The organism is Ralstonia pickettii, from assembly GCF_016466415.2.
GTDB classification, from domain to species: Bacteria; Pseudomonadota; Gammaproteobacteria; order Burkholderiales; family Burkholderiaceae; genus Ralstonia; species Ralstonia pickettii.
In genome coordinates, this window is the sequence record NZ_CP066771.1 from 3,393,916 (window position 1) to 3,415,996 (window position 22,081).

Below are 22,081 nucleotides of genomic sequence, written 5' to 3' on the forward strand. Positions count from 1 at the left end.
CTCCGTTTCATGCCCGCTCGTAGCCCAAGCGGCGCTGGAATTCAAACCGGCCCTTGTGACGCATGCCTCGTTCATGCCGGATTTGGTGCAAACGCGTTCTTGTCCGACTTCTCGGCGCTGCCTGCCGCAGGCGCGGACATCCCGGCCACCTGCGTGTATTCAAACGCCATCGCGTGTTTTCTGCTGTTGCAAGCATCAAGTCGTTTCAGCGCCCCGCTTTGGCGCGCCGGTGTAACAGGGGCCTCATTCAGAACGGATATGACACCCCGATTTGTATTACCGGATACCAGCGATAACGCGACATCTCGCGTTGCAACTCCTGCAGGCCATTCGTTGCAATAAGGTGGCTATTCACGGGGCCGACCTTTGCGGCCAACTGCGGCGACAAGGTATAGGAAGACTTTGGTATGCCGTAAGCGACACCGATGTCCGCAATGAAGCCGAACCCCTTTGAGGCCGGCCGATGGCCGTAGCCGATGCCGAAATATGGCATCACGGTTGGATATCGGGCTTTTGCAACGGCATACATGCCCGGTAACGCCCGAAGCTTTCTACCCGCGAACGTGTATGTGCCATTGGTCGGCACCGAGGTGCCGCTGAGCTCGTCATCGGAGAACCGTACGCCAGCGGTTGTTCGAAAGCCGCTGCCGCGCAAAGGGAAGATATCGGCGTAAATGCCCCCTTGGCGAAGTCGAATGTCGTCCTGATAGCGATTGCCGCCGAAGCTGAAGTTGTGCGACAAGTTGATCGCGTTGAAATCGACATGCGCGCCAAGCATCGAATTGAAGCTTACCGCCGCCCCAATGCCGGCACCCTGTGTACCGCCTTGCAAAAATATCTCCTGCGCCTGCGTGCTGCCAACGAACATCTCCCCTATTGCTACCCACAAATAGATGGTCTTTTTCACGGGCCTCTCCCCTGACGTGTGCCAGGCCGAGGGCGTATCGACTTAAGCGGTTAGGTCTGTCCCCGCAACGCACTCGGCGTTTCACTGGCGCAACGTCCCCCTGTTGTTTTCGCTGTTTATCGGACTGCAGGTAACGCTAAGGGGTGCGGCATAACCACCGCGGTCTGTCGCGCCCTTGCTCGATCCAATCCCCGATTGCGCCGTTCTTCAACGCCTTCGTGCGATGGTCGACATTGCTCCGTCGACACTCGCACCGGTCGCGTTGGGATAACTGCAAGGAGCGAACCATCGGGCGCAAACCCAGTAGTGGCGGGAGGTTTGCATGGCGGTCACGGATCGTGAGCGCGCCAGACGGGCTGGATGTATCAGATTTGATGCGTGGTATCCCGTGGTCAGTTCCCGCACGGGGCTAAGCGGTCCGTGAATCGGATGAACACGTGTGGATCGCCACGTATGCGGGAATACTCTTGTATCGAGCCGGTGCAAGTTGCGGTGCTGGGGGCGGGGCGCCGCGTTGACCCTACTGACCCTACACCGGAATTAGTACCGTCCAGAAGTGGAGATTTCCGGCGTCGTTGATTCGTCCGCCGAGGTGTTTTTCCTTGCCTGACGGGCGAATTCGGCGGGTGTCGCCCACTGCAGTGCGGAGTGGGGACGGCTCTCGTTGTAGTACCTCCGCCAGTCGGCGATTTTGCTCCGAGCATCGTCCAAGGACAAGAACCAATGCTCGTTCAGGCATTCCTGCCGGAACCGCCCGTTGAAGCTTTCCACCTTGGCATTGTCGGTCGGCGTGCCTGGCCGGCTGAAGTCGAGTTCCACGCCGTGCTCGTATGCCCACCGGTCCATCGCCTTCGAGATGAATTCGCTGCCGTTGTCCACCTTGATGGTCTGAGGCGCGCCGCGCTCGGCAACCACTGCGTCAAGCACTCGCACAACGTCTTCCCCCTTCAGGCTTTGGCCGACTTCGATGGCCAAGCTTTCTCTGGTGTAGTTGTCCACCACGGTCAACGCGCGCAGGCGCCGACCATCAAACAAGGCATCGGATACAAAGTCCATGCTCCAGATTTCGTTGATAGCCGTGACGATGCTCTTGGGCTGGCGTAGCCGCGCCGACTTGTTGCGCTTGGGACGCTTATGCCGCAGCGACAGACCTTCGGCCCGGTACAAGCGATAAACACGTTTGTGATTGTCTTTCCAGCCTTCCCGCTGCAGCATCACGTGCACCCGGCGATAGCCGTAGTGCACGCGTGTGGCCGCTATCTCTTTGATGCGTGCAAGCAATGCCGACGAGTCCCGAGCAACCGACCGATACCCATACAGCGAGCGTGACATGTGGAACAACGCGCAAGCCTTAGTCAGGCTCACACGATAGCGGTCACGCAACTCGTCAATCAGCGTGCGCTTGCGGGAAGGCTTCAGAGCTTTTTTGAGAGCACGTCCTGCAGCATGGCCTTATCCAGGCTCAGGTCCGCCACCAGCCGCTTGAGCTTCGCATTCTCCTCCTCGAGCTGCCGCATCCGGCGCAGCTCCGAAGGGCCGACGCCCCCGTACCTCTTCTTCCAGTTGTAGAACGTCGCTTCGCTGATGCCCAGCTTGCGGCACACCTCCTCGACCTTCGTACCCAGTTCCGCTTGCTTGAGCGCGAACGCTATCTGCGCCTCAGTGAACTTGCTCGTCTTCATGGCATGTCTTCCATTTCAAATCGTGAAAATCATGCCGGATTCTCTACTTCTCAGCGGTACTGTTTCTTGGTGTAGGGTCAGAGCAGCCAATTATTTTCGATGCAGAACCTAGTAATGGTCTGTAGATGGCTTCATTAAGCCGTTTTCCATGCCTGTGGCTCGAGTTGTGTACTAACTTGTGTACTAAAAAACGATAGCGTGGGCATCGGTGTGCTCCTGCTCAAAAGTTGAGGTTTCCATCGGGCATAATATGGCATCTCAGTCATATAACGACCCCGATGAATCGCGCCGAAGCGCCTGCTCCCTGGCTTTGTAGGTCAGATTCGCCTGTTTCCCGCGCCCACGGCGCGCGGCACGGCACAGGTCGGCCGTCAGTGATACGTGAGACATCAACACCCCCAATCGATCCAGTTCTGAGGCTCGACCCCATGTCGTCTCCCACAATGGGCAACGGTGTGCCGACGCGAAGGCGCCGAGGAGACAACAGACAGGGGCACGAGCCTCGATTGGTGAGTTAGCGAGTGTTCTGCGCCAGCAAGCTGGCGTAGCCCCCAACAGCCCTCAAATCGAGGGCCATCTGGTGGGGTCACACTTCTCCCGTCTGTTCCGTTGAATTCGGCGTTGTCGATCGATCGAGGGCGCCACACTTCGACCGCGTCAGTTGCTGGATGCCCCGGTACGTCGGGGATCGATTGCAGGCGTAAGCGATCAACACGTCAGCGCGGAGCCTTGGTGAAAGGCGGTGCGATAGGCGTGCGAAGGCTTCGCAGGGGCGCGTGATAGCGCGTCTCAAGTTGATTGCCGATAGTCGGCACACGGAACAAACGGGTTTGCTACTCCGCAGAACACGGAAGGCAATAACGGCGTCTAGTGGTGGCGCGCATTGATGTCGGTCCAAAAACTATGGACGGACTTAGGGCGTAGGCCCTACTCAACAGTTCATACGATGGCGTGGCCACCGCGCTCGCAGTGCGAGCTTACATTTCATGGCTGGATGCGTCCCAGCTGACATTCGATGCCTTCATCAAGGCGAGGTTTGCAGGTGCAGAGTAAATCCCGCTTTTGGATTCCGCAAGCCATTTCAGCTGTGGCCCGTGCGCAGAGGCGGGCGTGTCATAGCGTGGTCGTCTCGATTACAGAGTGACGCATTTCGATTTCCGCGACGGCATCGGCTCGGCAGGTGCTTTCGCAAAGTGATGCTCTTCCGGAGCGCAAACTACGTGTGTCACCTTCCGACAACACGGTGATCGCAATCGCACAGCGGAGGCGAGAAAAAAAACGGTTGCGATTGATCCTTACTGCTTCTTGTTCGGCGGGGCCCTGTGCGATCGGCGGATAGGCTCAGATTTGCGCACTCATTCAACCGGACACGTGGGCGCTGAGCACCGCCGTCGCCTCCATCTCCAAGGCGGGTTTGACGGTGCCAGCCTCGTCCTTCCAGAGCGAGGGAGTGATCCTGCCTTGCAGCACGACAGTCGCACCGTCATCAAGGCTGAGCAGGACCTCTCGCACCTCGTGCACGTAGGCTGCCACATTGACCTGAACACCCTCACCACCGGCAGCAGCGGCACGTATTCGGACAACCACGGCCGCTTTGCCGCCCTTCCCTGACCGAATTTCCGGCCGGCCACATACCTTCCCGGCAATTGCGCCGTCGATCATGCCTGCTGCCCTCCGGCAGCCATCTGCGGGCCTTCCCGCACGAACCGATACGCAATCGGCATCGCTTTAAGGGCGACGCCGGCTCTCTCAGGCATAGCCGCGCAGCCTGCGCGCCAAAAGCTCGATATGCACGCCTGCGGTAACTCGACCGATTCAGTCTCGGCAAACCCGGCGGCGCGGGCAGCGCGGACAACGTCCTCGGGCACATATGGCACGTAGCCCAGTGCTTCGGCGAACCCACGCACATTGAGTGTCGTAAGGTCATAGGCAAAGAACACGCCACCAGGGCGCAGTACGCGCGCAGCCTCGCGCAAGAATGGCTGCAGATCCGCATGCCCCATGGCGTAATTGGCCATCACGCCATCAAACGCGCCGTCTGGCGCATCTATCGCCTCCATGTCGCCATGGATTTTCGGGAAGTCCTGGCACAGGGCAAGTTGGGCTGCCGAGCAGTTCTGAAGCGTGAAGCTCAGGTCCGGACGTAGTGCGTGCATGATCTCTGCGACAGCGCCGACGCCACAACCAATGTCCAACACGTGAGCGCTATTCGGAAAGCGCGCTAGCGTCGCCAAAGCGGCAACATGCTCGGCATCATCTTCGCTAAATCGGAAGATTTGCAGGATGCGTTGACCTTCCGCTACCAATGCAACCGTCATTTCACCAACGAGCGCATCGTTCTCATAGAAGGCGATGGCATGGGCAATTTTGATCTCTTCGGCGTAGTCGTTCATCGTCAATCTCCCGCCCCTTCATCGCCAACCGGCTCCAATTCGCCCAGCGCAATTTTCATCAGGCGAACGTGCCGCTCCTGCTCGGACTGGATCAAGCGCAGGCGCCGCTCGTATTCGGCGGCTGCATCAGGGTGACGGTCCCGCAGGTAACGCAGCTTGTTGCCGCTCTCGTTGAGCCATGCCGTGCAGTGCAGACAATCAAGCGAGCCCATCCCGTAGGCATAGGAGTGCGGAATCTCGACACCCTCAGCGCGCAGGTAAGCGAATACGTCATCCTTCGACCAGTTGCGCAGTGGAAACAGGAATGTGCGGTCATTGGGATCGTGGCCACCGCTCAAGGCGTAGTTGTTGGTCAATTTCTCATCCTCGCGATCGCCACGAATCACAAGGTCAATGCCCAACTCATTGACCTTGTTGTACATGGGCAGCCACCAGTTGCTCCAACAGCATTCGAACTTCGAATGGACTTTGAATCTCGGTGCGGACGCTTCGGCCATACGTCCCACCGGTGTTGCGCTCAGTGGCACCATATCTGCCGGGTACGTCTGCTCCGGTGAGTGTCCTCGAACGTAGCCCGGCCCCTCGACTTCCACGAAGTTCGGAACGAGCTGCCGCACACGTTCCATCTGCTCGACGGTTTCCGGGAACGGGTCGCCTGCATTGGCCCACATGACGAGCACTCGGTTCCACCATGGACGCAGCAGATACAAGCAAGCCAGCGAGTCCTTGCCGCCCGAAAACAGGAGCACTGGGCGCTGGTGCGTCTGTATGGTCCGTTCGATCATGTGAATGGATTGCGCGACCTTCAAGGCATGACGCAATAGATCCTCGTCCTCAGGCATCGGGGCGGCAAGCACCGTCTTTCCCAAGGGAGCGGACACTGCAATCCGGTCTCGAACGGTATTCGCCAACTCCGCTGTCTCCATCGTAGGTGCCATGTCCTCGCTCCCTCACATCATCAGCAAAGGCGGCGTCTGGAGGCCTGCCCGGGTTCCCCCTTCCTCCCGAAGTTTGCTTCCGTGCCCTTCGTCAGCGGGTGCCACTGCGGCAGCCTCTGTCGCGGCCGGCCGGGTGTACCCAGGGATAAATGTCCACGATGTAACGGCCGTGGCCTCGAAGTGGCGGCTCTCGCCTTCCCGTTTCTCGCTCATCGCTGTTTCTCCTGCTCTTCATGGACCTGCCGTACAACGAACAGGCCAGGGCTGTGCTGCCGCTCAATATCCGCAATGAGGCGCTCCTGCAGTTGCTGCGCCGTCTCTCCCGCGCAGCACTCGTGACGTTTGTCATTCACGAGGACTGCCGCAACATCGGCGGAATCGCCTCCGGAGAAGCGGTTCAAAATGACGATGAGCTGTTTTGCGCTCCCACTGCGCTCTTCCAGCTGCTTAATGCGCGATCGGATGTTGGTTGCCATTGGTTCGCTCCTCTAGTGCGGCAAGACGCTTCTCCAGCTCGTCCACTTCGATGATTCGTGCTTGCGCCGAAAGCACGCTCATCACGGCATTGGCTTCGTCCGGAGTCAGCTGACCACCCGCTAGCGCATTCACGACGGTTTGTCCCTGTTCCCCTAGCGATCCGCTCAGACCGTCCAGTGTGATCGGGGAATCCTTGGCTTTCGCCGCCGGAATCAGCCGATCAATGCAGATCCGCAATGCCGTTGCGTCGCCTGCCAGAGCCATATCCACTGCCTTTTTCACGAGGTCAGCGGCGTGCGGTAGCAGCAGCTCTCGCAAGGCCGTGCGCTTGTCCTTTGCGCCTTTGGGCTTGCCCGCTGGATTGCCTGACTGGCCCGGTTTGAATTTCATACCTGCTTTTCCTCTGCAAAATGCAGATCGGCGCACAACGCGACGACTGTTCGTCGCGGCGTGGCGTTCGTACTGGTCATCGGTAGATCGCCGCCGCGGATCGGCTTTAGATGTCGGTCCGCGATCGACGCATCACGGGCGTATTGCAATTCGCCGGTCGGGAGACTCACGAGCAACGGCACGCTGCATTCCACGCCCCAACACGGCTCTCCGTCGCTCGGAACGGCTTCGACAACCTTGACGATCTTTCCGATGTCCGGGTCATTACGCAGACCGCTCCCAACGATGATGGCCAGGTCACCTGGTTGGCAGTTCATGCGATGCTCCTGTTGTCCGAATGCTCGGTGGCCGGCCCGCTGTGGAGGTCCACGTATGGTTTCGCTCGCCAGTCCACGCGCTGGCGGAAATGCAGGTTGCTCGGATCAAACCAGAGGCGCAGAGCGCCCTCATATCCAGTTGCGCGCTGCTTGTGGCAGTACAGGCGGCCGTCCTCCACGTCCCGATCCGCTTCTTCTCCGGCGAGCTCCTTGCGCTTGTTGCGCCAGACCGTAAAGACGTTGTCGGCCAGGTCGGTAATTGCGCCAGCGCCGCGAACGTCCAGCTTGCCCGGTGCCTTGTCCTCGCTCTCACCCTTGCGCGCGTGCGCTACCAAGTGGACATGCGCGTTGAACTCATTCTTGAAGTCGCACAGGCGGTCCAGGAATGCTTTCTGAGCCTTGTAGTCGTCTTCTGCGATGCCGCACTTCAGCAGCGAATCCACAACGAAATGGGTGACGCGGTACCGCTTTGCTGCATAGCGGAATGCCTCCATCAGGCTGTCTTGGCTGATCGTGCCAACGTGGGCATAGAGCCAGAGGGCGCCGCACATCCATTCGTTGGCGGCACGCACAAACCTCTCGGTCGGCGTTGAGGTGGCGCAGGCCTGAATGGTCAGATGGCGCAGCACCGTGGCCGGCTTCATCTCGCCGGAGAAGATGCAAACCCGCTCGCCTTGGCGGATTAGATCCACGCAGACTTGGCCCAGCAGGTCGCTCTTGCCGTGACCGTTGATGCCGGTCCAGATGGACAGCTCAGCGGGGCGGAGCCTTACCTTGTCAGACCATGCCGGCCACGGAAGCGCGGCGCCAACGGTGTTGACAGGACCATCCCGGAACATCGCCAGCACATCATCCAAGTACGCGGCAGGAGACCGCAGGTCCGCCGGTTCGATGCGCTCCGCAGCATCCAACGCTTCGCCGATCTCTTCTGCCGTCACACCTTGCTGCAATGCCTCGTTGGCATCCTTCAGGCGGAATTTGACGATCCGGCAGCGATCCAGGCCCAATCGTTGCGCCACTTCGCGCGCGCCCTTCTGCCCGGCATCGTCGTTGTCGAACCACAGGAAGATTTCCGGGAAGCGCTCCAGGCGATCGAAATCGCTGTCGATCCATTGGTGATTCCCGGCGCCCTGATTGACTGACAAAGCCGCGATGCCGTACTCATAGAGGCTCATGGCGTCCAGTTCGCCCTCAACGATCAACACCGCCTTGGCGCTGTCGGGAACCAGATCCCAACCGAACAGGCACGGCTCAGCGCCAGCCGATTGCCAAGTGCGCTTCTTACCCTTGCCGTCTCGCTCGAGTGCGAGATGCTTTAGGTTGATCAGCTCGGCATCCCGCAGGTACGGAAAGACAATCACGTCGTCCTCCTTGCTTGCGGCAACCTTAAAGGCGCGGATCGTCTCCAGAGACAACTTCCGCTCCTCGGTCAGATACTTGAGCACGCGACCGGCGGGGCTCACCACTGCAGGGCGGTTAGGGCGCGAATAGACCCGGGTAGGAACCACGAAAGACGGGTCGGGTATACCAAGGTAGCGGCGTGCTTCGAAAAACGCTTCCTTGAGCGTTATTCGCTTTGCGGCTGCCCACAGGTCTACGAGGTCGCCAGCGTCGCCGGTGGCGAAGTCCTTCCAAACCCCGGCCTTGTTGCCGGTGATGCGTACCTTGAGCGATTCACCAGCTTCGCCCTCCACGCTGCCCGCAACCCACTCGGGACCTTGGCGCTTGCCGTTGGGCAGCAGCATCCCGGCAACAGCTTCGGCTTCCAGGGCGAGACGGTTCGAAACTTCGTTCCAGTTCATGCCGTCACCTCAGTTCTCGAAGCGAGCCGCAGCGTCGGCATACCGGCTGCTGTACCGGCGATTCAGACCGGCCCAGTCATTTGCCACCGCCTTTTTGAACGCAGCATCCCAGTTGGCGTAGACGTTCCCGTTCGCCTGCACGGTGTCGATGAAGTACTCGAAGTGCGCTTCGAGGTTCTGGTGACCGTTCGCCTTCGCCCACTTGCGGACGCCTTCCGAGATTGCGAAACCTTCCGGCAATGGAATTTTTCCGTTCGCGGATTTCGGTCGATTTTTTGACGTGTGCGTTCTCTTGACGGTTATTGACGGTTCAATGACGGTTTGGGTCGCATCCATGCGGCCCGTCTCTGCGCATCCATGCGACCCGTCTTGTGCATGGGCGCTACCCGTCGCATGCACGCTACCCGTAGCATCGGTGCGGCCCGTAGGGGTAGCGTTAGTGCTACCCGTCAGCTTGGTCAGAACGATTCGATATTGGCGGGTTGCACCGGGTGCCCCGCCCAACTCGTTGCCGATGACCTGGACAAACCCGGAGTCGATCAGACCATGGACAACACGCTGAGCCTGCGAACGGGACAGGCGCGTCTTTGTCGCGATGGAGGACATGGAGGGGTAGCAGCGCCCGTTGTCGTCGCTCCAATCTGCGAGTGCCAACATGGCCAGGAGATCCGAGCCGCCGCCCGGATAGCCTTCCCAAACAAGAGACATGATCTTGATGGCCATCACACCCCCGCCAAACGTGCAAAACGCACCATGGCTGCCTCGTATTCGGCAGGGGACGCATCGGGGTTCGCGGAGAGCCAAGCGGCCTTCAGCGTCTCGTATAGGGCGATACCGCCGTGGGGAATTCGGCGAAGGTGCCGCGACGCCATCGGCGCTGTAGCAGGGCGATTGAGTACGGCGCTCATACGCTCACCTCCGGCATCAGTACATACCGCGCGACACGATGAGGGAATCCAGCAGCACTGAAATCCCAAGTCCACACGGTAGTGATGAGGTGCCCCTCTGCCCGCAGTTCCTGAACGCGGGCGGCCGGATGCAGCGTGTCCAATTCGCTGCGCGCTTGGAGCGTAGTCAGTGGACCATTCCGGAGAGCCGTAAGAATGTAAGCACCCGGTGAACCCGTCTTGCCAGCTAGGTGGCGCTGGGCGTCCAGCGATGCGGGAGCAGTTCGGCGATGTCGGCCGCCTTGTGGGTCGGCAGTCGCGTGAGGACGTCTTTCAGATAGGCGTAGGGATCGTGCCCGTTGAGCTTGGCCGATTGGATCAGGCTCATGACGGCAGCCGCGCGTTGACCGGCGCGCAGTGAGCCTGCAAACAACCAATTGGAGCGACCCAGGGCAACCGGCCGGATCTGTCGCTCGACGTGGTTGTTGTCGATGGGCACCGTCGGGTCGTCGAGGTAACGCACGAGAGCCGGCCACCGCTTGAGGCTGTAGTCAATGGCCCGCGCGATCGCCGAGCCGTCTGGGACGCGGCGTCGCTGTTCCTCGAGCCAGGCGTGCAGCCGCTCTAGAATCGGGCCAGCCCTTTGTTGCCGCGCTGCCAGGCGCTGGTCTGGCTCAGCATCCCGCACTTGCGCCTCGATCTCGTACAAGCTCACCATGTAGCGCAGTGCCTGGCCCGCCAATTCGCTCTTGTGCTTGTCGTGCAGTTCAAAGAACTTGCGCCGCGAATGGGCCATGCAACCGATCTCAGTGACGCCACCGTCGAAGCTGGCCTTGTAGCCGGCGAAGTCATCACATACCAGCTTGCCTTGCCACTGCCCCAGGAACGCGCGAGCGTGCTCGCCGCTGCGGCTGGGCGCAAACTGGTAAATCACCGCGCGCATCTTCTCGAACTCGCTCGGCGCATAGGCCCACAGGTAGGCGCGGTGCGTCTTGCCATTGCCGGGCGCGAGCATCTGCACTGGCGTTTCGTCGGCGTGCAGAACACCGTGGCTCAGAACCTCTTCTTGCAGGGCGTCCACCAGCGGTTGCAGACGCACGCCACAGATGCCCACCCACGCGCCCAGTGTCGATTGCGGGATGGCCAGACCGGCGCGCGCATAGATGCGCTCCTGCCGATACAGGGGAAGGTGGTCGCCGAACTTGGACACCAGCGTATGTGCCAGCAGTCCGGCCGTCGGGATGCCTTTGTCGATGACGTGGGGTGGCACCGGCGTCTGCACCAGCGTCTCACACTGATCGCACACCCATTTGCCGCGGATGTGACGCTCCACGGTGAACGTGCCCGGCGTGTAGTCCAGCTTCTCGCTGATGTCTTCGCCAATGCGCTTGAGCGCACACCCACAGGTGCAGGTCTCTGCGTCCGGCTCGTGGTGGATGTCGGTGCGCGGCAACTGCGGCGGCAATGCCTGGCGCTTGGGCTTGCTCTTGGCTTCAGATTTGGACGACGGCAGGAGCGCTTCCAGTTCGGTCTCAATCGCCTCGAGGTCTGCGTCAATGGCTTCGTCCAGCAGACTCGCCTGTTCAGATGTCAGTTGCTCGCTGCGCTTGCCGAACTTCCAGCGCTTGTGGATGGCCAGCTCGTGTGTGAGCTGGTCGATCTTGGCTTGCCGGTACCGCAACTCCCGGTCCTTCTCGCCGACCTGGGCCATCAACTGCGCAGCCAGTGTGCGCAGTTCGTCCGGGCTCAGGGCATCGAGGTTGGTGGGTAGGTTCATGCGGCGAGTCTGCCAGAACCCCAAGTCCTCTGGAAGGAAGCCAGTTTACGGCTTTGGGGGTATTACACGACCGTGATCGCGTGGTCGTGGGTGAGCGTCTGCCAAGGCAGCCCCGTCACCAGCGCACGCAATTGCTCGGGATTGAGCGCCGTGGCGATCGCCTGGTCGCCGTTCGTCCAGATGAAGCGCCCCTTGTTGAGGCGCCGCGCGGCCAGCCAGATGCCGAAGCCGTCGTAGACCAGCACCTTCATGCGCGTCGAACTCTTATTGGCAAACAGGTAGGCGTGGTGGGGGCGTGCCGCGCCGAACACCTTGACGACCCGCGCGAGGATCGTTTCGGTACCGGCGCGCATGTCCAGCGGCTCCACGGCCAACCAGATCGCGTCCACCCGAATCAACGCAACCACCCTTGCAGCCACTGGGCGCACTGCGCTGCGGCCGATCCCGGCCAGCGAAGACTGATCGTCGTCGCGCCACGGCGGACTTCGATCTGGATGTCCGGCACGGCAGTGGTCGGCTCGCCGATCCGCAACGGGATGAACTCGCCTTGCGGCACCCTCATCAACTCGCGGTCCTCAGGCGCGCCATTCTTTGCTTCCTGCTCGGCGACCCAGCGCCGCAGCAGATTCGCATTGAGGCGATGGTGCAGGGCTATCGCCGCGATCGAAACACCCGGCTGCATGCACTCCTGCACTGCCTTGGCCTTGAACTCGGCGCTATGCCGACGTCGGCGCCGTATTGGCGCGCTCTCTTCGATAGTGTCCACGTGTCCACCTAGAACTAGATGGACACGATGCTCCTTGCTACGCGGGTCCCCTTCAAGACGGGTTCACCGGGTGCTTACGTAAGAATGCGATCCCGCTGCGCTGCGGCGGAATTTGGGCTAGACTCAGTTTGCTTTTGAGATTTAGCCGCTTCCCCGTTGGGAGCGGCTTTTGTTTTTTCCGACATGTCGCCCCCTTACGCAGCGATTGCTTGCGCTTGGTAGGCGGCCGGATTTTGCATCCAGCGATGTACCTCGGCATTGCTGTAGACGGTGCAACGCTCGGTCCAACGTTGGGGCTGCGGTGCCCGCCCGTCCTTAACCAGCTTCCGCCATGTCTCGCGGCTTACGGGGATGAAATACTGGAGCTGGCTCCAGCGAGAGAACCCAACCGAGGGAAGGGTTTCCGGGACTTTGTGGATTTCGCTGACTGCACGCATGCTTTGTCGCTCCTAGGCGTCGTTTGCATGCGTTCCACTCTATTTCTCTCAGCTGCGCCTTAAAACACGTGTACAGGCAGGCGTGCACGTCTACTAGTAGACGTGCATATCAGGACCGTCTCCATGGAGCCACTCCCTTCTCTTTGCTCCACATTGTGAGCCACTCACGAAGTGCCCTGGCCGATACGCTGTCTGGATTGACATCAAGAAAACACTCTACGAACTCTTCCTTTGTTGCGTGGGTTTCCGGTTGAGCACACCAGCGGTCAAACCACTCGCGCGCAATGCGCTTATGCTCGGCTTGCACCGAATTGGAATGTCGCGCCGATGCTCGCTGTTTTGCATCATTTGAACGGATGATGTCAGGGGCGTTGCTCAGAGCTTCCACGAGGATGTTGTTCATTCGATCGAACTCCCCTCGCTGTCGCATGGCTTCGCTGAGCTGGGATCGATACTCACCAATGAGCGCTCGTGCACTGGCCAGTTCCCATTCCAATGTGCTTCGATCCGGCGCGCTCAGCTTGATGGCCAGAAGGTGGCGCTTTCTATCGCGCAGAAGCCGTTCGACAAACGTCGCAGCATCACCTTCTATGTTCGTCTTATCGTTCATCAAGCGTCCCTGAGCGCTACCCTATGATGGTCGCCGCGCCAGCCAGGTAGGGTGCCCGGTTTTCGATTGGCCGATCTAGGCGCGGCATTTAACCGACGTTGTTACGTCAGCTTGGGAGGTCGCCAGAATGTCCCACCAAGCACAAAGCAAATAGCGAAGAGCGGAATTGCCAGAATCACGCCGTACAAAGAGGACCACTTGCGTCCGAGAGCAAGATCGCAGGCTTCCGATTTTTCCCTGGCCTCCTTCAACCCGGGCACATCTATGTTTGCTGAACCTCGAAGCACTCTCGCCACTCGGTCTTCGGTAGGGCTTGAATTCCTCGTGGCTGCGGCGAACCGCTTGTCCCATTCGGCGTTCAAGTCAGCAAAATCTCTTTTGACATCGTCACACCCGACAACCTTTTGGAGGTCTACTGCGGTTTGCCATGCTGTTATGGCTAAGACCGCTATCCCGCACCACCAGAAAACCACTGCTATACGCTTTAGCACGACTATCCCCGCCTTCAGATGCAACATCGGATCGCTACTGTTGCGCGGACCATTGGCTCCATGCTTTGGCATCTGCGGCGCAAAGATAGCCATGCTCATACGCGAAGCACGCAGCGGAGGTGATGCGCATTAGACCGGAAGGTTCTATATCGTTGGCTAGATTGAGGGCCTCAGCCAAGCTGACGTAATGACATCTGTTCTGCTGATCAGCGAGCGAAATTAGCGCAGGATTGTCCCAATCAACAGCAAGGTCGTCTCCAACCCACCGAAGCTTAGTCGTCGCAACATCTCTCTGTTTCATATCGCCTCCTAGTAGTGGGGGTCGTTCGCAGGTTCTCTTGTAGTGAATCGCCGCAATTGCCAACTGCGGATCTGCACGAGCGCCCGAGCCCATTGCGCAGGGGTAAGCATCCGCCAACGGCTCTCAGGCCGAGGCCAGAGACGCTGTACTCGGAACGCCTCGATGTCGCACCAGTTCGGGTTGGTTGGGTTGGCCCGCTCCGATAGTGTGTAGAGCGCCACGAACGCCGGTACATCAGCCATTTCCGCGAGCTTCCGGAGAACTCCAGCGGGCTTGTCCTGGCCAATGTCGCGTGCCACCTCTACCAGTGCGAGCGGAAGCTTGCTGCCATTCTCGTACTCGGTGAAGAGCACAGAGTCCAGGTCCGCCATGGTCAGCGCTTCGGCCTGTGCTCCCTTGAGATAACGGCCAATGGAGGGGGCGCGGTGCCATGCACCATAGGCGCGGTCACGCACTTCGTATCGTTCGAGCCTCATGATCAGCTCCGAAAAGTAAAGCGCCTGCGGACAGACGCAGGCGCGGGATATTGTTAGTTGGCGTTAGCGGAAAACATGCCACTCATCGTGCCATCGGCAAAAAAGCCAGTTCGCCCTTTCCCCAGCGCCGCCTTTGCACAATCCAGGCGCAACCCAATCTGGGGCAAGAGATCCCACATCAGGCCATGGAAGGCTTCGAAATCCTCCGTGTCTTCAGCCTTATAGGCGAATCTGCAAAGGCTCTGAATGAGCCCAATTGCGGAGTTCACGTCGCTTGCAGCCGCCTTCACTTCATCTGCGTTTGCCATGATCAGGCCCCCTTGCGCTGCCGTTCTTCTGCTGCACAGAGAATTTCTAACGCTTGCTCCAATTGCCAAGCCATATCGTTCATAGCTCCGATGGAGCGGGCGAGGAACCCCGGCTCAGCCTGTGCATCGGTGGCTTCTTGGATGATGACCGTTAGCGAAGCCAGGTCACTAGCCGTCTCCTTTGCGAAGAACAGCATCTCTCGAGCGTTCTCGAATACCCTGTTTCCCCCGCGATTGGTGCGAATGCGGAGCTCTTGCTTGGTAGCGTTGCTAAAATCTGCTTCAGCCATGGTACGAACCTCCTTAATAGGCCGTGTTGTGGTCAGGCAGGTTCGATGCGCCAACATCGTTCCTGCCGCTTTGCCTGATGCCGTCAGGCGCGGTCCAACAAACCCTAGGCAGCGTTGCCGAAGCGGCCGATCACTACCTTCCTTTCCTCCGAGATCTGCGCGTCAACGAAGTCAGCCCAGAGCTGCAGGATGCGACGCCGCTCCTCTGCGTACTCGGCGCGGTTGTAGACGCCTTTGATCCCCTTGATGCTGTGAGCAAGCGCCTTCTCGATGGCGTCTGACGACTGGCCCATCTCGTGAAGGTGTGTCGATGCGGTGCGGCGGAAGTCATGCAGCACGAAGTGCTGAACCTCCATGTCGAGCGTGCGGACTGTCTGATTCAGTGTGTTTTTAGCGATGGGCACGTCCTTGCCGCCGCGACTGGTCGGGAACAGGAATGCGCTGCCCTCGGTGAGCGCGAAAATCTCGCGCAGCATGGCGACGGCCTGGGCTGACAGATAGACCCAGTGCTCTTTGTCCTTCTTCATGCGTTCGGCAGGTATGCGCCAGATCGCGGCATCCAGATCGAACTCCGACTTGCGTGCCTCGATCAATTCGGACTTGCGCACCATCGTCAGGATGAGCAGGTGCAGGGCCAGCTTGTGCAGGCGGCGGATGTCCGAGGCGTAGATGGAGCGCAGGACGTTACCAATCTCATCCGGCGCCAGAACGCGGGTGCGGCTCTCCTGGGTCGCGATGAAGCGGGCAACGAGAGCTTGAGCTGGGTTTGTCGTGGCGACGTGGCGGGCAACAGCGTACTCATACATGCGCTTGAGCACGTTGCGTGTGAAGAGGGCCATCTTGGGGGCGCTGCGAGCCTTGATCTTGTCGCAGAGCGCCAGTACATCGCCGGGCGTGACTTCTGTGAGCGGCTTTGAGCCGATGGCGGGGAGGATGTCCTTGTCGAGGGCGCGCCGCACCCCGCGCCGGTAGTCCTCGGACTTATCGGCAATCGTTGCTTCGAACCACTGGTCGGAGAACTCTCGCAGGGTGGCTGGTGCTACGTCGGCACCTCGATCCTTCTTGGATTGGGCGATAGGAGACGCGCCCGATGCAACGATCTCGGCGTACTTGCGGGCTCGCTCACGCGCGGCGGTCAGGCTGACGGCCGGGTAGTCGCCGATCGTCACCAGGGGCTGCTGCTTGCCGTGCAGCGAATAGCGGTACCGCCAGACCTTGGACCCCGACACCATGATCTCTAGCACCAGGCCACCGCCATCCGCTACTTGGTAACGGGCGGTCTTCGGCTTGAGGGCCTTGATGCGTGTGTCGGTGAGGGGAGGGACTGTCCGAGGCATCTTTAGTACACAGAGATCGGTACACAATGGGTTTGTGTACTTTACTGTGTACTATAGATCGCTGGGTGTCAATGGGAATCGTTGGGCAACGCGAGCCAATAATTCCTTGTTAAACAATGGTTTGCTGGGGTGTTCTTGGCAACCTCGGGCATCCCTGGGCAGCCAATCATTTTCCGATGCAAAACCGGCTAAAAATCACCCCCAGCAAATCATCGCTGGAGAACGCCCCCGTAATGCTGTTCAACGCCTCCTGCGCAAGCCGCAGTTCCTCGGCAAACAGATCCAGCGATTCCGCTTGCTGTGCCGCGTGCTCCGCCGCCGTGGCGAGATGTTCGCGGGCCGTGCGCAGCGCCGCGAGATGGCGCTCGCGGGCGAGGTAAAGCCCCTCGCCGCCGCCCTGCCAGCCGGCAATCTCGAGCAACGCCGCGCGCAGCAGTTCGACGCCCAGGCCATCGCGCGCCGAGAGCCACACCTCGGGCGGTTCGGCATCCACGCGGCCCGGTATAGCTACGCCCGAGAGGTCGATCTTGTTGATGACGCGCAGGGTCGGTACGCCGGCAGGCACGTGTTCGGCAATGCGGGCGTCGATTGCGGTGTCTTCGGGCGAGAGGCCCTTGGCGCGATAGTCCGTCGCGTCCAGCAGATGCAACACGACATCGGCGCGGGCGATGGCGGCCCAGGTGCGCTCGATACCGATGCGCTCGACTTCGTCTTCCGTATCGCGTAAGCCCGCCGTGTCGACGATGTTCAGCGGGATGCCTTCAATCTGAATCGTCTGCTGCACCTTGTCACGCGTGGTGCCGGCAATCGGCGTGACGATGGCAAGTTCCGCGCCGGCCAGCGCATTGAGCAACGACGACTTGCCGACATTCGGCTGCCCCGCCAGCACCACGTGCAGGCCTTCGCGCAGCAGCGCCCCCTGACGAGCCTGCGCGAGCACGCCATCGACGGCCGTGCGAATGCCGGCGAGCTGGCCCCGCGCGTCGGACGCCTCCAGGAAGTCGATCTCCTCCTCGGGAAAATCCAGCGTCGCTTCTACCAGCATGCGCAGATGGATCACGCGCTCAACCAACGCATGCACTGCCTGAGAAAACGCGCCCTCGAGCGAGCGCGCGGCTGAACGTGCGGCAGCTTCGGTGCTCGCCTCGATCAGGTCGGCGACGGCCTCGGCCTGCGCCAGATCCATCTTGTCGTTGAGGAAGGCGCGGCGCGTGAACTCGCCGGGCTCGGCCACGCGCAGGCCGATCTCGCGGCCGGCGGTCAGGCAGCGTTGCAGCAGCAGTTGCATCACCACCGGGCCGCCGTGGCCCTGCAGCTCCAGCACGTCTTCGCCCGTGTAGGAATGCGGCGCCGGAAACCACAGGGCGATGCCCCGATCGATGGCATTACCCTCGGCGTCGAGGAACGGCAGGTAGGTTGCCTGGCGTGGCGTCAGCACACGTCCGCACAAGGCTTGCATGACGGCGCGCACGTCGGGCCCCGATACGCGCACCACGCCGATGCCGCCCCGCCCCGGCGCGGTGGCAATCGCAGCGATGGGGATGGTGAGGATGGGCGCGCGCGGCGCAGCGGAAGCGTTCGGCAAGGCCGTGGGTTGGTCAGCAGCGGTCATGGGCGGTATTGTGCGGCAGCCGCGCCGTTGCGCGCCAGTTTCCAACCAAGGAGATTCGGATGATCGATCACACCGGCGTCGTCGTTAGCGATTTCGACGCCAGCAAGCGGTTCTACGAACAGGCGCTCGGCGCCATTGGCCTGGCCAAGGTGCTGGAGTTTCCCGCCGCCGTGACAGGCCACACCGACGTGGCCGGCTTTGGCCCGCCGGGCAAGGCGGAGTTCTGGATTTCGGCGGCGATGGCGGGGCAGGCGCCGAACAAGCCGCCGCTGCACGTGGCCTTTCGCGTCGATACGCGTGGCGAGGTGGAGGTGTTCTACGCCGCTGCGATGGCTGCCGGCGGCACCGACAACGGCGCGCCCGGCGTGCGCGCGCACTATCACCGGAATTACTACGCCGCGTTTGTGCGCGACCCCGACGGTCACAACATCGAAGCCGTTTGCCACGCACCGGTTTGAGGTCTTGAAGCGTTTCTGGCGGGCATGAAAAAGGGCACCTGGAGGTGCCCTTTTTGCTGAAGCGCATTCGCCTTACTTGGCGGGTGCCGCCTTGTTGTTGGTGCCCAGCATGCGGTTGATCGACCATTGCTGCGCGATCGACAGGCAGTTGTTCACCACCCAGTACAGCACCAGGCCGGCCGGGAAGAAGAAGAACATCACCGAGAACGCGATCGGCATGAACATCATCACCTTGGCCTGCACCGGGTCCGGCGGGGTCGGGTTCAGCTTGGTCTGCACGAACATCGACACGGCCATCAGCACCGGCAGGATGTAGAACGGGTCGGGCGTGGACAGGTCGTGCACCCAGCCGATCCAGGGCGCACCGCGCATTTCGACCGACGACAGCAGCGCCCAGTACAACGCCATGAACACCGGAATCTGGATCACGATCGGCAGGCAGCCGCCGAGCGGATTGACCTTCTCGGTGCGGTACAGCGTCATCATTTCCTGGTTCATCTTCTGCGGATCGCCCTTGTGGCGCTCGCGGATGGCCGTCATGCGCGGCTGCAGGTCCTTCATCTTGGCCATCGAGCGGTAGCTCGTGGCCGACAGCGGGAAGAACACCAGCTTGATCAGCACGGTGAGTGCAACGATCGACCAGCCCCAGTTGCCCAGCAGTGCGTGAATCTTTTCCAGCAGCCAGAACAGCGGCTTGGCGACGATGGTCAGCCAGCCATAGTCCTTCACCAGGTCCAGGCCCGGCGTGATGGACTCAAGCATGCGCGCTTGCTGCGGGCCGGCGAACAGACGTGCCGTGGCCGACACACTGGCGCCCGGCGCCACGGTGCCCAGCGGCTCCTGGATGCCGATGCGGTAGAAGTTGGTATCGACGCGGTTGACGTAGTACTCGCGCTTGACGTTGTCTGCCGGAATCCAAGCCGATGCAAAGTAGTGCTGCACCATCGCCACCCAGCCGCTGTCGGTCGGGGCCGGCACCTGTGCCTTGCCCTTGTCGATGTCGGCAAAGGTGATCTTGTGGAACTTGTCGCCGTCGGTGTACACGGCCGGGCCGGTGAACGTGCTGTAGAAGCGCGATTGCTCCACAGCGCCGCCATCGCGGGCCAGTTCCATATACAGCGTCGGGTTGATCGGCGCAGTGCCGTCGTTGGTCACGTCGAAGCGCGTGTCGATCACGTAGCTGCCGCGCTTGAAGACGTACGTCTTGGCCAGCTTGGCGCCGCCCTTGTCGGCCGTCAGCGTGATCGAGACATCGTTGCCCGTGCCCAGGTCGCGCGGGCCGGCCGATGCCGTGAACACCGTCGTGTGGTTCGGGAAATCGCCGCCGATGAGGCCCGAGCGCGCCAGATAGGTACGCTCGACGCTGCGGTCGAACAGCACCATCGGGTTGCCGTCGTGGTCCTTCTGGTCAAGCAGTTCCAGCTTGGTCACGATGGCGCCAGCGGTGTCGATCGTGGCCCGCAGCAGGTCGGTCGAGATGACGATCTTTTCCGAAGCCGGTGCTTGTGAAGCCGCGCCCGTGGCCGGGGCGGTCTGCGCTCCGGCGGCTGCCGTCGTGGAGGCGTTGCTCGGCACGTCGCCTGCGGGCGTGCTGCCCGGCGCAGCGGCCGTCGTGGTGGCCGTTTGCGGTGTCGGGAAGAACATCGACTGGTGGCCATTCGCGCGTTGCCAGTTGTCGAACAGCAGGACAACCGCCAGCGAGAAGATCACCCAGAGAATGGTGCGTTTGATATCCATGTCGGATTACGGTCTGGGAAGGTGAAGCCAGCGCCGAAAAACGGCTGCGCAGCCCAATCTTGAACCTGCGATGCTCGCCGTACCCTTGTACGGTTGCGCTTCTCGGTCCAACCTCGGACTGCTCGCTACGTTTTCCGGCACTGCCTGGATCGACGGCCGCGCAGGCTGGGAGTCAGCTGCGGTCGCGTCGGTCGATGCGGGATCGGTGGAGCGGGGCACAGCGTCGCCAGCAGCGGGCGGCACAGGATCATACCCGCCTTGTGCGAACGGATGGCAGCGGCATAGACGTTTTGCCGCAAGATAACTGCCGTAACCGGGCCCATGAGCGAGCACGGCATCGCGCGCGTAGTCGGAACAGGTCGGGAGAAAACGGCATTGCGCGCCCACAAGCGGGCTGAACGCCACTTTGTAGATGCGCAGCAGAATCACCAGCACGCGCGTCATGGCGTGCTCCCAGCGGTGGGCTGGGACGGTGCGGCCGACGGTGGGGCCGGCAATGGACGCGCGGCAACCTCAAAGAGATGCACCAGTTCTTCTCGACAGATGCGCTTGAAGGCCGCCACGGTGGGCACGTCTTGGCGCGGAAACTTTGCCTGCAAGCGGATCAGCACATCGCGCCCGCCCAGCAGCGGCTGTCGCAGGCGGAACAACTCGCGGCACTGGCGCTTGATGAGGTTGCGCTCGACAGCGCGCTTGGCGAATTTCTTGCCGATCACCACGCCAAGGCGTGCTTGGGCAGCGCCGTTGGCGCGCACATACAGCACGAAGTGACGACTACGCCGGACCGGCCGCAAAGCAAAAACGGATGAAAACTCATCCGTTTTTGTCAGCCTCGCGGCCTTGGGGTAGGCGTGCAGGCCCATCGCCAGCGTGCCGCAGAGCCATGAGCAACGGCCGAAGCCGCCGCCCTTGGCGCGGTCGTCTTTAGATGGCCAGGCGCTTACGGCCCTTGGCGCGGCGTGCGTTCAGCACAGCACGGCCACCGCGGGTCTTCATGCGGACACGGAAACCGTGGGTGCGCTTGCGACGGGTAACGGAAGGTTGATAGGTACGCTTCATGATGCACTCTCTTGTTAATGGGTGGTGCGGACATTGCCGCACGCGCCGGGCCTAGGGCTACCGCCGCGGCCTGGTGTCGATTCAGTCAGAGAAATCGCCCACGCAGACTGCCGTGCGCTATGTTGTTCAGGTCTAGGGTGTCACCGGAACATCGGGCACCGAGAGCATCGGGCCTAAGCCGGATCAGTCGCGACGAAGTGTTTTTCGCCCCGCATCTGACACGAACAAGCGTGCGCTCCCCTGCTGCGCATCGCAGAACCCGACATTTAAGCGGCATTTCCCACATCTGTCAAGCCTTGCTGATTGGGGATAACGTGCGCTTCGCGCCCGAAATCCACCCGCCGGTGAGTTGTCCCTATCGCCTTGTGCGGCTTGGGGTGCTCTGCGAAAAGCCTTGTCGGGACTGGGTTTGCGGCAAGTCAAGAAAATCGGTTGTCCACCGCTACTCACAGCAGGTCCACAGGTTATCCACAGACTTATCCTTTGTGGATAACTTTCGGCCGGGGGTACAATCCCGTTCCAATAACGAAAGCCACCCGGTTTCTGGCCTGCGCCAGGAGCCCGGCGGCCGGCCCTCCCGGGGACGTCATCAGACGCGTGTGGCGCCGGTCAAACACCTAACGATAACG

At 61.1% G+C, this 22,081-nt stretch carries 25 protein-coding genes and 1 pseudogene; 2 read left to right on the forward strand and 24 right to left on the reverse strand.

Going from position 1 to position 22,081, the window contains the following annotated elements; all coding sequences use genetic code 11:
- Positions 1-247: 247 nt before the first annotated feature.
- Both RP6297_RS16045 and RP6297_RS16050 read right to left on the reverse strand, forming a co-directional pair.
- Entirely contained in the window at positions 248-907 is a 660-nt protein-coding gene (locus tag RP6297_RS16045; RefSeq protein WP_037028031.1) for a hypothetical protein, read from the reverse strand.
- A gap of 540 nt (positions 908-1,447) precedes the next feature.
- Positions 1,448-2,589, reverse strand: a protein-coding gene (locus tag RP6297_RS16050; protein WP_198286346.1) for an IS3 family transposase whose coding sequence is annotated in 2 segments (ribosomal slippage) — positions 1,448-2,337 and positions 2,337-2,589 — 1,143 coding nt in all. Because the reading frame shifts where the segments join, the coding sequence is not laid out codon by codon here.
- Between the two features lie 1,461 nt (positions 2,590-4,050).
- Here RP6297_RS16050 and RP6297_RS22710 point away from each other — a divergent pair.
- Positions 4,051-4,200: a hypothetical protein gene (locus tag RP6297_RS22710; RefSeq protein ID WP_236636928.1), complete on the forward strand. Its 150-nt coding sequence runs from the start codon at positions 4,051-4,053 to the stop codon at positions 4,198-4,200.
- A 47-nt stretch (positions 4,201-4,247) separates the two neighbouring features.
- Here RP6297_RS22710 and RP6297_RS16060 read toward each other — a convergent pair whose 3' ends face one another.
- From RP6297_RS16060 to mnmE, 18 genes are all read right to left on the reverse strand, one after another.
- Positions 4,248-4,982, reverse strand: a complete 735-nt coding sequence (locus RP6297_RS16060) for a class I SAM-dependent methyltransferase (RefSeq protein WP_051917724.1) — start codon at positions 4,980-4,982, stop codon at positions 4,248-4,250.
- A gap of 2 nt (positions 4,983-4,984) precedes the next feature.
- Complete coding sequence (locus tag RP6297_RS16065) at positions 4,985-5,920, reverse strand: phosphoadenosine phosphosulfate reductase domain-containing protein (protein ID WP_223293250.1); 936 nt, start codon at positions 5,918-5,920, stop codon at positions 4,985-4,987.
- A 209-nt stretch (positions 5,921-6,129) separates the two neighbouring features.
- Positions 6,130-6,396: a hypothetical protein gene (locus tag RP6297_RS16070; protein ID WP_037028019.1), complete on the reverse strand. Its 267-nt coding sequence runs from the start codon at positions 6,394-6,396 to the stop codon at positions 6,130-6,132.
- Positions 6,368-6,787, reverse strand: coding sequence for a DUF5681 domain-containing protein (locus RP6297_RS16075; protein WP_037028024.1), 420 nt, complete (start codon positions 6,785-6,787; stop codon positions 6,368-6,370). Before RP6297_RS16075 ends, RP6297_RS16070 begins: the two co-directional genes overlap by 29 nt.
- On the reverse strand, positions 6,784-7,104 hold the full coding sequence (locus tag RP6297_RS16080) for a hypothetical protein (RefSeq protein WP_037028025.1): 321 nt from the start codon (positions 7,102-7,104) through the stop codon (positions 6,784-6,786). The genes RP6297_RS16075 and RP6297_RS16080 overlap by 4 nt, the downstream gene beginning before the upstream one ends.
- Positions 7,101-8,906 (reverse strand): toprim domain-containing protein, encoded by a 1,806-nt coding sequence (locus RP6297_RS16085; RefSeq protein ID WP_037028027.1) that lies wholly within the window; start codon positions 8,904-8,906, stop codon positions 7,101-7,103. The genes RP6297_RS16080 and RP6297_RS16085 overlap by 4 nt, the downstream gene beginning before the upstream one ends.
- A 9-nt stretch (positions 8,907-8,915) precedes the next feature.
- Positions 8,916-9,629 (reverse strand): helix-turn-helix domain-containing protein, encoded by a 714-nt coding sequence (locus tag RP6297_RS16090; RefSeq protein WP_080725219.1) that lies wholly within the window; start codon positions 9,627-9,629, stop codon positions 8,916-8,918.
- 181 nt (positions 9,630-9,810) lie between these two features.
- Positions 9,811-9,957, reverse strand: a complete 147-nt coding sequence (locus RP6297_RS22715; protein ID WP_236636929.1) for a helix-turn-helix domain-containing protein — start codon at positions 9,955-9,957, stop codon at positions 9,811-9,813.
- An 83-nt stretch (positions 9,958-10,040) separates the two neighbouring features.
- A complete protein-coding gene (gene tnpC, locus RP6297_RS16100; RefSeq protein ID WP_009238807.1) occupies positions 10,041-11,570 on the reverse strand; it encodes an IS66 family transposase in 1,530 nt (509 codons plus the stop codon).
- Positions 11,571-11,632: 62 nt separating this feature from the next.
- Complete coding sequence (tnpB, locus tag RP6297_RS16105) at positions 11,633-11,923, reverse strand: IS66 family insertion sequence element accessory protein TnpB (RefSeq protein WP_004633551.1); 291 nt, start codon at positions 11,921-11,923, stop codon at positions 11,633-11,635.
- 41 nt (positions 11,924-11,964) lie between these two features.
- On the reverse strand, positions 11,965-12,252 hold the full coding sequence (locus tag RP6297_RS16110; RefSeq protein WP_012435592.1) for a helix-turn-helix domain-containing protein: 288 nt from the start codon (positions 12,250-12,252) through the stop codon (positions 11,965-11,967).
- Positions 12,253-12,530: 278 nt separating this feature from the next.
- Positions 12,531-12,773, reverse strand: a complete 243-nt coding sequence (locus tag RP6297_RS16115) for a helix-turn-helix transcriptional regulator (protein ID WP_169743513.1) — start codon at positions 12,771-12,773, stop codon at positions 12,531-12,533.
- A gap of 109 nt (positions 12,774-12,882) precedes the next feature.
- Complete coding sequence (locus RP6297_RS16120) at positions 12,883-13,383, reverse strand: hypothetical protein (RefSeq protein WP_144244001.1); 501 nt, start codon at positions 13,381-13,383, stop codon at positions 12,883-12,885.
- Between the two features lie 800 nt (positions 13,384-14,183).
- Positions 14,184-14,651, reverse strand: coding sequence for a hypothetical protein (locus RP6297_RS16125; RefSeq protein ID WP_037027894.1), 468 nt, complete (start codon positions 14,649-14,651; stop codon positions 14,184-14,186).
- Positions 14,652-14,704: 53 nt separating this feature from the next.
- Entirely contained in the window at positions 14,705-14,959 is a 255-nt protein-coding gene (locus RP6297_RS16130; RefSeq protein WP_037027896.1) for a hypothetical protein, read from the reverse strand.
- A gap of 2 nt (positions 14,960-14,961) precedes the next feature.
- Positions 14,962-15,249 (reverse strand): hypothetical protein, encoded by a 288-nt coding sequence (locus tag RP6297_RS16135; protein ID WP_037027899.1) that lies wholly within the window; start codon positions 15,247-15,249, stop codon positions 14,962-14,964.
- Positions 15,250-15,353: 104 nt separating this feature from the next.
- Positions 15,354-16,586 carry a tyrosine-type recombinase/integrase gene (locus tag RP6297_RS16140; protein WP_037027900.1) on the reverse strand — a complete coding sequence of 411 codons (1,233 nt, stop codon included), beginning with the start codon at positions 16,584-16,586 and terminating at the stop codon, positions 15,354-15,356.
- 166 nt (positions 16,587-16,752) lie between these two features.
- Positions 16,753-18,198: a tRNA uridine-5-carboxymethylaminomethyl(34) synthesis GTPase MnmE gene (gene mnmE, locus RP6297_RS16145; protein ID WP_037027901.1), complete on the reverse strand. Its 1,446-nt coding sequence runs from the start codon at positions 18,196-18,198 to the stop codon at positions 16,753-16,755.
- 59 nt (positions 18,199-18,257) lie between these two features.
- Between mnmE and RP6297_RS16150 the strand changes: the two genes are divergently transcribed.
- Complete coding sequence (locus tag RP6297_RS16150; RefSeq protein WP_037027903.1) at positions 18,258-18,656, forward strand: VOC family protein; 399 nt, start codon at positions 18,258-18,260, stop codon at positions 18,654-18,656.
- Between the two features lie 72 nt (positions 18,657-18,728).
- Here the strand turns inward: RP6297_RS16150 and yidC are convergent, their stop codons facing one another.
- From yidC to rpmH, 4 genes and pseudogenes are all read right to left on the reverse strand, one after another.
- A complete protein-coding gene (gene yidC / locus RP6297_RS16155; RefSeq protein ID WP_037027904.1) occupies positions 18,729-20,393 on the reverse strand; it encodes a membrane protein insertase YidC in 1,665 nt (554 codons plus the stop codon).
- Positions 20,394-20,540: 147 nt separating this feature from the next.
- Positions 20,541-20,837: pseudogene (yidD, locus tag RP6297_RS16160) on the reverse strand (membrane protein insertion efficiency factor YidD); the annotation flags it as partial.
- Positions 20,834-21,256, reverse strand: a complete 423-nt coding sequence (rnpA, locus tag RP6297_RS16165; RefSeq protein WP_015856165.1) for a ribonuclease P protein component — start codon at positions 21,254-21,256, stop codon at positions 20,834-20,836. The gene rnpA and the pseudogene yidD, both read right to left, overlap by 4 nt.
- A 61-nt stretch (positions 21,257-21,317) precedes the next feature.
- Complete coding sequence (gene rpmH / locus RP6297_RS16170; protein WP_003262958.1) at positions 21,318-21,452, reverse strand: 50S ribosomal protein L34; 135 nt, start codon at positions 21,450-21,452, stop codon at positions 21,318-21,320.
- Positions 21,453-22,081: the final 629 nt, after the last annotated feature.